The 11,683-nt window shown below is 70.7% G+C and carries 11 protein-coding genes and 1 pseudogene; 6 read left to right on the top strand and 6 right to left on the bottom strand.

Annotated elements, in window-relative coordinates; translation table 11 throughout:
- Positions 1–68: 68 nt before the first annotated feature.
- Positions 69–476 (bottom strand): DUF6278 family protein, encoded by a 408-nt coding sequence (locus V8690_RS35325; protein ID WP_338784119.1) that lies wholly within the window; start codon positions 474–476, stop codon positions 69–71.
- 273 nt (positions 477–749) lie between these two features.
- Here V8690_RS35325 and V8690_RS35320 point away from each other — a divergent pair.
- From V8690_RS35320 to V8690_RS35310, 3 genes and pseudogenes are all read left to right on the top strand, one after another.
- Positions 750–2,454, top strand: a pseudogene (locus tag V8690_RS35320) (SGNH/GDSL hydrolase family protein).
- Between the two features lie 120 nt (positions 2,455–2,574).
- Complete coding sequence (locus V8690_RS35315) at positions 2,575–3,132, top strand: helix-turn-helix domain-containing protein (RefSeq protein WP_338775318.1); 558 nt, start codon at positions 2,575–2,577, stop codon at positions 3,130–3,132.
- On the top strand, positions 3,063–3,656 hold the full coding sequence (locus V8690_RS35310) for an IS630 family transposase (protein ID WP_338785191.1): 594 nt from the start codon (positions 3,063–3,065) through the stop codon (positions 3,654–3,656). Before V8690_RS35315 ends, V8690_RS35310 begins: the two co-directional genes overlap by 70 nt.
- Positions 3,657–3,709: 53 nt before the next feature.
- Here V8690_RS35310 and V8690_RS35305 read toward each other — a convergent pair whose 3' ends face one another.
- Genes V8690_RS35305 through pcaC form a run of 3 tightly spaced genes read right to left on the bottom strand, consistent with a single transcriptional unit; the run spans position 3,710 to position 6,515 of the window.
- Positions 3,710–4,489: an exodeoxyribonuclease III gene (locus tag V8690_RS35305; protein WP_338784118.1), complete on the bottom strand. Its 780-nt coding sequence runs from the start codon at positions 4,487–4,489 to the stop codon at positions 3,710–3,712.
- Positions 4,490–4,541: 52 nt separating this feature from the next.
- On the bottom strand, positions 4,542–5,177 hold the full coding sequence (locus V8690_RS35300) for an MBL fold metallo-hydrolase (RefSeq protein ID WP_338784117.1): 636 nt from the start codon (positions 5,175–5,177) through the stop codon (positions 4,542–4,544).
- Between the two features lie 33 nt (positions 5,178–5,210).
- Positions 5,211–6,515: a 4-carboxymuconolactone decarboxylase gene (gene pcaC / locus V8690_RS35295; protein ID WP_338784116.1), complete on the bottom strand. Its 1,305-nt coding sequence runs from the start codon at positions 6,513–6,515 to the stop codon at positions 5,211–5,213.
- 400 nt (positions 6,516–6,915) lie between these two features.
- Here pcaC and V8690_RS35290 point away from each other — a divergent pair, with 400 nt between their 5' ends.
- The gene (locus V8690_RS35290) at positions 6,916–7,161 is read left to right on the top strand and encodes a hypothetical protein (RefSeq protein WP_338784115.1); all 246 of its coding nucleotides are present in this window, start codon (positions 6,916–6,918) and stop codon (positions 7,159–7,161) included.
- Between the two features lie 47 nt (positions 7,162–7,208).
- Positions 7,209–7,694, top strand: a complete 486-nt coding sequence (locus V8690_RS35285) for a GH32 C-terminal domain-containing protein (protein ID WP_338785565.1) — start codon at positions 7,209–7,211, stop codon at positions 7,692–7,694.
- Between the two features lie 712 nt (positions 7,695–8,406).
- Here the strand turns inward: V8690_RS35285 and V8690_RS35280 are convergent.
- The gene (locus V8690_RS35280) at positions 8,407–9,012 is read right to left on the bottom strand and encodes a dihydrofolate reductase family protein (protein ID WP_338784114.1); all 606 of its coding nucleotides are present in this window, start codon (positions 9,010–9,012) and stop codon (positions 8,407–8,409) included.
- 386 nt (positions 9,013–9,398) lie between these two features.
- Positions 9,399–10,388, bottom strand: coding sequence for a carbohydrate kinase (locus tag V8690_RS35275; RefSeq protein WP_338784113.1), 990 nt, complete (start codon positions 10,386–10,388; stop codon positions 9,399–9,401).
- Between the two features lie 196 nt (positions 10,389–10,584).
- Between V8690_RS35275 and V8690_RS35270 the strand changes: the two genes are divergently transcribed.
- A complete protein-coding gene (locus V8690_RS35270) occupies positions 10,585–11,607 on the top strand; it encodes a LacI family DNA-binding transcriptional regulator (RefSeq protein ID WP_338784112.1) in 1,023 nt (340 codons plus the stop codon).
- Positions 11,608–11,683: the final 76 nt, after the last annotated feature.

The following is an 11,683-nucleotide window of genomic DNA, read 5'->3' as shown; positions in this document are numbered from 1 at the left end:
CGGCGGACTTTGGGCCAAAGGTTCTGCGGCTCAGGGGCTCTGGAGGTCAAGGGTTCCGAGAACCAGTCTCACGCCTCCGCGACTTCCGCGTACAGCTGGGACAGCTCGGGCACCCCGTTCGCGGCCCACTCGTGACCGGAGTCCACGACGTCGAACTCCCGGCCGGAGGCGAGCCGCACGACGGGCTGCCCGTCGGACCGGATCTCCCAGGCCGCTCCCGGCACGGTGCGCACGATGACGGTGCCCAGGTAGAGCCCGGCGTCGTTGCCGAGCCAGGTCAGGGTCTCCTCGTCGTCCCGCCAGCGTGGCACGAGCTGGTCCAGCGCCTCCAGCGAGGCCGCCGAGTCGTCCAGCCGGACGCCCGCCCGGGACGCCTGGGAGCGCAGCAGTTCACACTCGGCAAGGAGTTCCGCGATGCCTGCCGGATCGGGAACCCCGAGCTTCCGGCGCCGGTTGCCCAGGAAAGGGATGTTCATACGTCCAGCGTGTCATTCGTACCGCCGTACGCACCACAGGCGCGCGGGCTCGCCGATTCCTGACAAGTTCACGCCGAGTTCGCGCATGGCTCGTTGACGTGCCCCTGCCGTCTCCCTAGTTTCACCGTGCGTCGTGCGCCTCGGCTTTCGTCGTGTCTTCTGTCCCGTCCCTGCGTTTCGTCTGTTGCGTCGTGTGTCGATGAGCGGGAGGAGTCGGCCGTGCGCCGATGTGTCCGGGGGATCCTGATCGTCCTGGCCCTGTGCGGGTCCCTGATGCCGGCGGTCCCGGCGCAGGCCGTCGAGGAGCGGCGGGCCGCGCCGGTGCCGCTTGAGCGGCTGTTCGACAACGTCGCCGTCAGCGACGACGGCCGGCCCGCGCAGGCCGACTTCGACGGTGCCGGTGCCTCCCTGTCGGCGCGGGACCTCACGGCCGCGGGCTGGACGCCCGGCCGCGGCCTCACCGTCCAGGGGGCCCGGCTGACCTGGCCGCGGCGGCAGCCCGGCGAGCCCGACAACGTCCGCGCGGCCGGCCAGGACGTACGGGTCACGGGGCGCGGGGACGCACTCGCCTTCCTGGTGGCGGGCACCGCCGGCACCGAGGTGGGCGGCCCGGGCGTGATCACGTACGCGAACGGCACCCGCTCCGGGTACCGGCTGACCGCGCCCGACTGGCGCACCGGGCCGCTATCCACGAAGGCGGTGGCCCTGCCGCACATCAACACGCCCGGCGGGCAACGCTCCGAGCGGGCCCGCCTGTACGTCGTGACGGTGCCGCTGGCGCCGGGCCGCCCGGTCGCCTCGGTCCGGCTGCCGCAGGCGGCCGGGCTGCACGTGTTCGCGGTGTCGGTGCGGACCGCGACGCAGGGCTGGACGGGCAGCTGGACGACGTCCACCGGCGGATACACCGTCGTGGGGCCCTGGACGGACCGGACGCTGCGGCTGGTGGTGCACACGTCGGCCGGCGGGCCCCGGGTGAGGGTGCGGTTCGACAACACCTTCGCGGCGGCGCCGGTACGGATCGGCAGCGCGACGGTCGCCGCGCAGGAGTCGGGCGCGGCGGCGCGCGGGGCGCCGGTGCCGCTGTCCTTCGGCGGTGCGCGGAGCGTGGAGATCCCGGCCGGGGCCCAGGCGTACAGCGATCCGCTGGGCTTCGCCGTCCCGGCGGACGCCAACCTGCTGGTGAGCTTCCATCTGCCCGGGACGGTGGCGGCCGCGCCCGTGCACCGGCTCGCGCAGCAGCGGTCGTACGTCAGCGGGCCGGGCGACCACGCCGCGGACGGCTCCGCGGGCGCGTACACCTCGGTGATCACCAGCTGGCCGCTGCTCGCCGGCGTCGACGTGAGCGGCGGGCCCGGGTCCGTGGTGCTGCTCGGGGACTCGATCACCGACGGCGACAAGTCCACGGTGGACGCGAACCGGCGGTGGCCGGACGTGCTGGCCCGGCCTGCTGACGCAGAGCGCGGTACCGCGCTACGGAGTGCTGAACCAGGGCATCTCGGGCAACCGGGTGGTCACCGACCGGTACCCCGGCGACGGGGTGTCCACGGACGCGGCCGGGGTGAGCGCCCTGCACCGGTTCGACCGGGACGTCCTCGCCCAGCCGTCGGTCCGTACGGCCGTCGTCTTCGAGGGCATCAACGACCTGCGGTGGGACACCTCGGCGGAGCAGGTGATCGCCGGGCTGCGGGAGCTCGCGGCACGCGGACACGCCCGGGGCGTGAGGATGCTCGCGGCGACGATCCTGCCGTGCGAGGGCGAGGCCCGCTGCACGGCCGCCGTCGACGCCGAGCGGGTCGCGGTGAACGAGTGGATCCGGGACGGCGAGGCCTTCGACGGCGTGCTCGACTTCGACGCGGTGGTCCGTGATCCGCAACGGCCGTCCAGGATCCTGCCCGTGTACGACAGCGGGGACCATCTGCATCCGGGCGACGCGGGGCTGGCGGCCCTGGCGGACTCGGTCGACCTGCGGCTGCTCTAGTGCTGGATTCCTCTTTCCGTGGGTATATGTGCTGGTGGCGGGGTGGTTCGGGTGCTCGGGGGCGGGTGCTGGACGGTGGTGTTACGGGCACGGCCAAGCCGTGATGAGGATGAGCGGGCAGTGGTGCGTCGGCTGTCGCGGGCCCGCAAGGCGCCGCGAGATGCGGTGATGCGGGCGCGGATGGTCGAGCTGAGCTGGGCCGGCTTGCGAGTTCCGGCGATCGCGGAGGAGCTGGACTGCGGCCAGAAGACGGTGCGGCGTTGGCTGCACCGCTTCAACCGCTCCGGGCTGGAGGGACTGGAGGATCTGGGCGGGCAGGGCCGCAAGCGGCGGATCACGGAGGCCGAGCGGTCCCGGATTATCGCCCTGGTCAAAGAGGTGCCGCCGGGGAGGCTGGAGGTGCAGCCCGGCGGGGACCTGTGGGCGGCCGACGAGTCGGGGCCGGCTGAGTGGACGCTGGACTCCCTGGCTGCTCAGGCCCGGCAGTTGGGCATCGAGGTCGGCCGCTCCCAGGTGCGCAGGATCCTGATCGCCGAGGGTGTGCGCTGGCGCCGCACCCGGTCCTGGACCCGTTCGAAGGACCCGGACTTCGCGGGAAAAGGACGCGGATCATCGGCCTCTACACCCAGCCGCCCGACGGCGCGACGGTCATCTGCGCCGACGAGCTGGGGCCGGTGATCCCGCGCACCTTCGCGCCCGCACCGGGCTGGTCACCGGACGGGCACCGCATCAAGTCCGAGCTCGACTACAGCCGCGGGCCGGAGAAGACCTGGGTCTACGGAGCCTTACGCGTACGGGACGGCCAGCAGATCACCATGGCGGCTTCCTCCCGCAACAGCGTCTTCTACCAGCAGTTCCTGCAACTGGTCGAGGACGCCAACCCGACCGGTGAGATCTGGATCGTCACCGACAACCTGTCCTCTCACAACAGCCTGTCCACCCGGACCTGGCTGGAGGACCACCCCCGGATCCGCCACGCGTTCATCCCGGTCGGCGCGTGCTGGCTGAACCTGCAGGAAGGCTGGTGGCGGATCTTCCGCAAGACCGCCCTGGCCGGACGGTCCTTCGCCAACCCCGACGACATCGCCCAGGCCACAGCCGTGGCCACCGCCCAGCTCAACGCCCGAGCCCGCCCCTGGATCTGGGGGCGGCCGGCCCCGCCCACCCGCCAACTACGACGCCGATATGTGTACATCCAATGAGGAATCCAGCACTAGGTCCTGTCCTTCGGAGCGGGGCGCAGGCGGGGCGGTTCCTAGACGTCGAGGTCCACCACGACCGGCGCGTGGTCCGACGCGCCCTTGCCCTTGCGTTCCTCGCGGTCCACGTACGCGTCCTTGACCGCCTTCGTGAACGGCTGGTTGGCGTACACCAGGTCGATGCGCATGCCGCGGTTCTTCGGGAAGCAGAGCTGGCGGTAGTCCCAGTACGTGAACGGGTGCTCGTACTTGAGGGGCCGCGGGACCACGTCGGACAGGCCCGCCTCGCGCAGGGAGGCCAGGGCGGCGCGCTCGGCCGGGGTGACGTGGGTGGAGCCCTCGAAGGCGGCACGGTCGAAGACGTCGTCGTCCGTCGGCGCCACGTTGTAGTCGCCCATCACCGCGAAGGGGCGGCTGCCGGACGCGTCACCGGCGACGGCGGCCTTGAGCGCCTCGATCCACTGGAGCTTGTAGGCGTAGTGGGGGTGGTCCACCTCACGGCCGTTCGGCACGTAGACCGACCAGACGCGGAGCGGGCCGCACGTCGCCGAGATGGCGCGGGGCTCCACCGAACCGTCGAAGCCGGGGTCGCCGGGCAGGCCCTTGACGACGTCCTCGATGCCGACGCGGGACAGCACCGCCACGCCGTTCCACCGGCCGGTCGCGTGGACCGCCGACTCGTAGCCCAGCTCGCGCAGTTGCTCCGTCGGGAACTGGTCCTCGGCGACCTTGGCCTCCTGGAGGCACAGCACGTCCGTGCCGCTGCTCTCCAGCCAGGCCAGGAGCCTCGGCAGGCGGGCGGTGATCGAGTTCACGTTCCAGGTCGCGATGCGCATGTCCCACAACCTACCCGGCGGGTCCGACAACGCGGCCCGCTCCCCTGCAGCCTCAGACCTCGGCGGAGTCTCCCGGTGTCAGCCGCAGGTGCTCCGAGCCACCGAGCTGCCCGATCTGGCGGTCGTAGATCGGCCGGGCGAGATCGGTGAGGAGGGCGTCGTGGATGTCATAGGCGCGCTGCGGCTTGATCTCGCGGACGTAGTCGATGACCTCCGAGATCTTGCTCCAGGGTGCCATCACCGGGAGCATCAGCGTCTCGACCCGGTGGCCGGGGACGGTGAGGGCGTCGCCGGGGTGGAAGACCTTGCCGCCGTCGACGAGGTAGCCGACGTTGGTGATCCGCGGGATGTCCGGGTGGATCACCGCGTGGAGCTCGCCGTGGACCTGGACGTCGAAACCGGCGGCGGTGAAGGTGTCGCCGTGGCCGACGGTGTGGACGCGCCCCGGGAAGGCGGACGAGATCTTCTCCGCGACCGACTTCAGGGTCCAGATCTCGGCGGCCGGGTTGTTCTCCATCGCGGCCCGCAGCCGGAGCTCGTCGAAGTGGTCGGGGTGCTCGTGGGTGACGAGGATCGCGTCCGCGCCGAGCGCGGCGTCCTCCTCGCTGAACCCGCCGGGGTCGAGGACGAGGGTGCGGCCGTCCTTCTCGAGGCGGACGCAGGCATGCGACTTCTTCGTGAGCTTCATGATTCCATCGTGCCTCCGCGCTCCTTTGCGGGCTCACTCCTGGGGCGTGGTCTCCTCGCGGATGACCTGCTGGGCCACCTTGAACGCGCTGTTCGCCGCCGGTACGCCGCAGTAGACGGCCGCCTGGAGCAGCACCTCCTTGATCTCGGCCGGGGTGAGGCCGTTGCGCAGGGCGGCTCTGGTGTGGAAGGCCAGCTCGTCCAGGTGCCCGCCGGCGACCAGGGCCGTGAGGGTGACGCAGCTGCGGGTGCGCCGGTCGAGGCCGGGGCGGTTCCAGATCTCGCCCCAGGCGTAGCGGGTGATGACCTCCTGGAAGTCCCCGGAGAACTCGTCGGCCTGTGCCAGCGCCCGGTCGACGTGCGCGTCGCCCAGCACCTCGCGGCGGACCTTGAGCCCGGCGTCGTAGGGGTCGGGCCGCCCCTGGGGCTGTGGCGGTACGACCGGGGCGATCTCGGCGACGGGCCCGGTCTGGAGGGGCTGCGCGGGGGCGGCGGACAGGACCGGCTTGACGGCCGCCGCGGGCAGGGCGGTCTGGCCGGTGGAGGTCTCGAGGGCGGGCTGCCAGGCGGTGGAGAAGTGCCGCACCAGCAGGTCGGTGACGGCCGCGGGCTGCTCCACCGGCACCAGGTGGGAGGCGCCGGGGACGACGGCGAGGCGGGCGTCCGGGATGCCGGCGACCAGGGTGCGGGCCTCGGCGGGGCCGGTGACCTGGTCGTCCGATCCGACGAGGACCAGCGTCGGCACACCGACCCTCCCCAGCTCGGCCCGGACGTCGAACGAGGCGAGCGCCTCGCAGGCGGCGATGTAGCAGCCGGGGTCGGTGGTGCGCACCATCTGCACGGCCCACTCGGTGATCGCGGGCTGCGCGGCGGCGAACCCGCCGGTGAACCAGCGATCGGGCGCGGTACGGGCGATGGGGTCGAGGCCGTTCGTGCGGACGATCACGCCTCTCTGCCGGAACTCGTCGGCCGTGCCGAAGCGGGGCGAGGCGGCGATCAGCGCGAGGGAGGCGAGCCGCTCGGGGTGGCGCAGGGCCAGCTCGATACCGACCGCGCCGCCGAGCGCGCAGCCCGCGTAGCCGAAGCGCTGCACGCCGAGCCCTTCGAGGGTGGCCAGCAGCCGAGTGGTGAGGTCGGTGACCGAGCCCGCCGGGTATGCGGGCGCGCCGCCGTGTCCCGGCATGTCGAACCGGAAGACGCGCCACTGCTTGATCAGCTCGGGGATCTGGCGGTCCCACATGTGCCATGTGGTACCCAGTGAGGGACCCAGGATCAGGACGGGAGCCTCTTCTGGCCCGTCAAAGCGGTATTGCAGGGTGTTCGACGGTGTCTCACTCACGCCCCAGACCCTCTCACGTCTCACAAAATCTCACACAGCCGGGGGAAGCCCACGGCTCGATGCATCCGTGGCTCGACTCGTCGGGCACTGCCGACGGCCTCGTCGATCGAGTCTGAGCCTCTCAGCGTGTACGCGCGCCCCTGACGCAGCGTTGCCTGCTAGCCACGCTCTCGCCCGGTCGTCACGTCGACGCGCTGCTTTCCTTCATCAGCACAGCTGGCAGCTGTTCCGAGTTTGCAGCAAAGCATGTGGTGCTGTCCCGAAGGTCGAGACGACGTAGCGGGAAACCTTTCGAGCCCCTCCGATCAGCACCTGATAACCACCCCTTGGGATACGCCGCCGAACTCAGGCGCGTCCCTCCGCCTCACCATGTAGGCCATTAACGACTGGAGAATCTGAATTGCACGGACAGACCAACGAGGTGCACGGCACCCGTTACAGCCCTACGCACATCCGCGCCACCTGGGACGGAACGGGGAGCGTGGAAGACGCCTCCAGGGCGGACTTCTACGCCGCCAGCACCTTCAACGAGGCACCCGGTGGCCGCCGCGTCATGCTCGCCTGGATGAACAACTGGAACTACGCGCAGGCGATCCCACCTCCCCCTGGCGCAGCGCCGACACCTTCCCCCGCCAACTCGCCCTGAAGACCGTCGACGGCCGGATCCGGCTCAATTAGCAGCCCGTCGGCGAGCTGAGCAGCCTGCGGGAAAAGAGAAAGGACATCGGGGCCACCACAGTCAAGGACGCCACCACCCCGCTCACCGTGTCCGGCGGCACTCTGGAACTCCAGGCCGACCTCACCGCGGGCACCGCCGACCGCTTCGGCCTGGACGTCCGCACCGGCGGCAAGCAGCGCACCCGTATCGGCTACGACACCGCCACCGGAGAGGTCTACCTGGACCGCACCGCCTCCGGCCAGGTCGACTTCGATCCCAGCTTCCCCGGAGTCCACCGCGCTCCCCTCGCGCTCAAGGGCGGACGGCTGCGCCTGCACGTGCTCGTCGACGACTCCTCCGTCGAGGTCTACGCCGACAACGGCCACGGCGGGCAGGTCGTTCTCACCGACCAGATCTTCCCCGACCCGTCGAGCACCGGTGTCGACGCCTTCGCCGAGGACGGCACCGCGACGCTCAGCCATCTGCGGGCCTGGCGTCTGAACTCCATATGGAAGAAGTGACCCCTTCGTAGGCGTCGCCACGCCTACGACACCACCCTTTCCTGCCCCAGCAGGCCGCCGGAAGTCCGATCCGAGCTCAGCCGGACTTCCGGCTTTCCGCGTGCTGACATGGCGGCCGGCAGGGCGCCGGCAACGCCGCCACCATCCGTCGTACCGAGTCGGCTGAGCGCGGCCTGCCGGTACTGTCCGCTGGCTGGGTACGGCCCGAGCGTCCGACTGCCGATCGAGCGTGTTGGACACCGCACGGAACTCCCATCAGGGCGGAGTTGCGTGCTGATGGGTCACGCCAGGTCCCGGCCCGAGTGAGACGCCCCCCGCCACCGCGTGATCAACATGCCGCCGGACCGTGGCGGAGGTCTGCCGATCGCCGTGAAATCGCCTGGGGCCGCCACCGTTCGTAGGAGCGTCCCGGCCCGAGCAGATCACCGAGAACGCCAAGGCGGCGGATGTCACGCTGGACGACGCGTTGGTCAAGCGCGTCGACGAGATCCTCGTCCCGGTCATCGAGCGCGACCCCGAGCGCGGCGACGTGTTCGCCAAGCGGCCGTGATGATGAGGATCTCTGAAATCGGCCAGGGACGCTCTTCCCTCCACTTCGTTGCGTCTTGAAGCGTGTGGGGAATGTGGGGAGTGAAGCGCGCGTGTGAGGGCCCAGAGACCGAAGCCGCCGACGCCGGCCTGGCGGCCGTCCGGACCGGCGGATGGGGCGACGTCATGCAGGGACGCCGAGCGGCGGGTGCTCGAGCACGCGGGGCTTGTACTCGACCAGCTGGATGCGGCCGTCGAAGGTGCGGTGCTCGATCATCTCGAGGGCAACGTCCGGATAGCCGTCGTAGATACGTTCTTCGCCCGTGGCCCCGGTGATCACCGGGAACATCACGACCCGGAAGCGGTCGACGAGTCCGGCTCGTAGCAGGGACCGGCACAGGCTGAGGCTGCCGATCGTGCTGAGGAGCCCCGAGCCACTCGACTTCATGGCGCGGACCGCATCGACGGCGTCGTCGCGGACGAGCGTGGAGTTGGCCCACGTCAGTGGCTCCTCGAGTGAGGAGGAGAACACCACCTTGGACGCTTGCGTGAGCTCGTCCACGGACGCCTCTTCTTCGGGCCTGAATTCGTCTTGGCCATTCGGGACCTCGCCTGCGGCGAAGCCCGACATCAGGCGGTAGGTGTTCGCTCCCATCAGGTAGGTGGCCTCGGGCTGCTTGCCGAGCCATGCGAGGTACTCCGGGCCCTCCAGGCCCCAGAATCCGGGCCATCCCTCTCCCGATGCGTGGCCGTCGAGGGAGGTGATGAAGTCGACGAGAAGCTCCGACATGGCGGTGTCCTTTCCTGGGGTGTCACGAGCTTGGACTGGCAGGGAGCCACAAACTCATCGGCCGCGCTGTGGAGTGACGAGAAAACTCATGACGCGGCAGCCGATCAGGTCGGCGGAGCGGCACTGCTTCGGAGGGCCCGAGACGGATGAGGACAAACGGGCACCTGCCCCAGGCAGGTCATTCCACAGCTGAGGAATCGCGAGCAGGTGTGGGGACACCCCAGTTCACGGCCGTGCCCTGGTCCCGTGGACCGGCCTCGCAAAACGTTGCCTCGGACAGTTCGCCGAGCCGGCCGTCGCTGCGGCAACAGCGCGTACGGGGTGCCGGGAGTTTGGATTCGGCGCCCGTTCCCGCAGTCATGGCTGCGGGAACGGGCATGCCGCGTTCAGGCACGGGATAGGAGCCCGTCCACCCCGGCTTTCAGCCCCACTGCATCCGCCAGAGGCGGGTTCGCGCCGGGAACCGAGCAGGTCAGGGCGGCGACGCGAGCGGCGAAGGAGCAGGCGTCGGTCAGGTCTTCGAGACTCAGTGCGTCGAGTCGGCCGCCGAGGTGGCCGAGGGCGGCGAGCCGGTGGAGCAGGCCCGCGGTGAAGGAGTCCCCGGCACCGACGGTGTCGACGACGTCGATGGCCGGGGCCGCGACGGTGACGCGGAGGCCGTCGAGGGAGGCAAGGGCACCGCGCCTACCGAGGGTGATGACGACAAGGTGGACCCCGGCGGCATGCCAGGTGTCGCACGCCTCCTCGGGGCTGACACCCGGGAGGAGCAGCGCGAGGTCGTCCTCGCTGAGGCGAAGGATGTCGGCGAGGGCACACCAGCGCGGAAGCCGTTCGCGGTAGACGGAGGGCGATACGAGCAGGGGCCGGACGTTGGGGTCGATGGATACGGTGACGTGCTCGCGTGCCTGGGCGAGGTGGTCCTCGATGCGGGTGCCGCCGGGTTGGCGTATGAGTGCCAGGGAGCCGGTGTGCAGGCAGGCTGCGCCGTCCGACCCGGTGGCGGCGAGTTCTTCGTCGGTCCACTGCCAGTCGGCCGCGCTGTCGGCGTAGAAGGTGTACGTGGCCTGGCCGGCCTCGTCGAGGTCTGCGACTGCGAGGACGCTGGGCTCGGGGGCGGTCACGCTGCCGGTCGGATCGACGCCGGCGTCGCTGAGGCGGGCACTGAAGAGGGTGCCGAAGACATCCGTGGAGAGGCGCCCGAGGAAGCGCGTGGGGGTGCCGAGCCGGGCGAGGGCGACGGCGGTGTTGGCGGGGCCGCCACCGGGCAGGGCGCGCAGGGCGAGTTCATCGGAGCTGGACCGGGCGGGGTCGGTGAAGGCGTCGGCGACGCACTCGCCGAGGACGGTGACGCTGTTGGGGGCCTGGGGTCGGGCCATGGTGACTGTCTGCCTCTCTCAGAAAGAGTGCGGGTGCGAAGGGCACCGGGACGGTGGCCTGATGCAGCCCTTGCACAGGTATTGACATGCCGCTCAAGACGGACGTAACTTCCCTGCCACAAGGAAGTAACGCGCGTTATTAAAGCGCGAAACCGGAGACGCTGTCTCGCCTCCGGCTGGCCGAAAGGGACTGGAAGTGGCCACGAACAAGACGCAGCGCGTGACCATGAGCGACGTGGCACGCCACGCGGGCGTCTCGCGGACCACCGTCTCCTTCGTCCTCAACGACAAGCCCGGCGCCGCCATCCCCGAAGAGACCCGTCGGCGGATCCTGGAGGCGATCGACGAGCTCGGCTACCGGCCCAACGCCGGGGCGCGGGCGCTGGCCGCGAACCGCAGCGGGTGGTTCGGGCTGATCACCGAGATCGTGACCGGCCCGTTCGCGGGGGAGGTGATCACGGGCGCGCAGAGCCGCGCCTGGGGTGACCGGAGGTTCCTGCTGATCGCTGCGAGCGAGGGCGACCCCGCCCAGGAGGCCGCCGCGCTCGACCAGATGCTGGAGCACCGCGTGGAAGGGCTGCTGTACGCCACGACCTGGCACCGGGCCGTCAGCCTGCCGAAGGCCGCCCGCGAGGTGCCGACCGTACTCGTCAACTGCTACGACGCGGCAGGTGAGTTGCCGTGCATCCTGCCCGACGAGGTGTCGGGCGGATACAAGGCGACCCGCCGGCTCCTGGACGCCGGCCACACCCGCATCGGGTTCATCAACCTCGACCCGGCGATCCCGGCCGCCATCGGCAGGCGCGAGGGATACGAGCGCGCCCTGCGCGAGGCCGGGATCACCCCAGACCCTGCCCTCGTCGTCCCCGGCTGGGCGACCGCCGACGGAGCCTATGACGCCGCCTGCGAACTGCTGGACCGCCCGGCCGGCGACCGGCCGACCGCGCTGTTCTGCGGAAACGACCGGATGGCGATGGGCGCGTACGACGCGATCAAGGAGCGTGGGCTGCGCATCCCGCACGACGTGGCCGTGGTGGGGTTCGACAACCAGGAACTCATCGCCGCCTATCTGCGGCCGAAGCTGACGACGCTCGCTCTGCCCTTCGAGGCCATGGGCACCAAGGGCGTCGACATGCTCGCCGCTCTCGCAGCGGGGCAGCCGCTCGACACCCGTCGGGTGACGATCGACTGCCCGCTGCTCGAACGCTCGTCGGTCTGACCGCTAATCAGTCCGCCGAGGAATCCCATCCCGTCTTCGCCCTGTGTGTTGAAGAGAGGAAAAGAGTCTCCATTAT

The organism is Streptomyces sp. DG1A-41 (assembly GCF_037055355.1).
In the GTDB taxonomy this organism is placed as follows: Bacteria; Actinomycetota; Actinomycetes; order Streptomycetales; family Streptomycetaceae; genus Streptomyces.
This window is presented reverse-complemented; position numbering and strand designations above follow the sequence as displayed.

Bases quoted from the DNA above. Each gene is read 5' to 3' on its own strand.
- V8690_RS35325 (WP_338784119.1), bottom strand. From the start codon at position 476: ATGAACATCCCTTTCCTGGGCAACCGGCGCCGGAAGCTCGGGGTTCCC.
- V8690_RS35305 (WP_338784118.1), bottom strand. From the start codon at position 4,489: ATGCGCATCGCGACCTGGAACGTGAACTCGATCACCGCCCGCCTGCCG.
- V8690_RS35300 (WP_338784117.1), bottom strand. From the start codon at position 5,177: ATGAAGCTCACGAAGAAGTCGCATGCCTGCGTCCGCCTCGAGAAGGAC.
- V8690_RS35280 (WP_338784114.1), bottom strand. From the start codon at position 9,012: ATGTCGGAGCTTCTCGTCGACTTCATCACCTCCCTCGACGGCCACGCA.
- V8690_RS35275 (WP_338784113.1), bottom strand. From the start codon at position 10,388: ATGGCCCGACCCCAGGCCCCCAACAGCGTCACCGTCCTCGGCGAGTGC.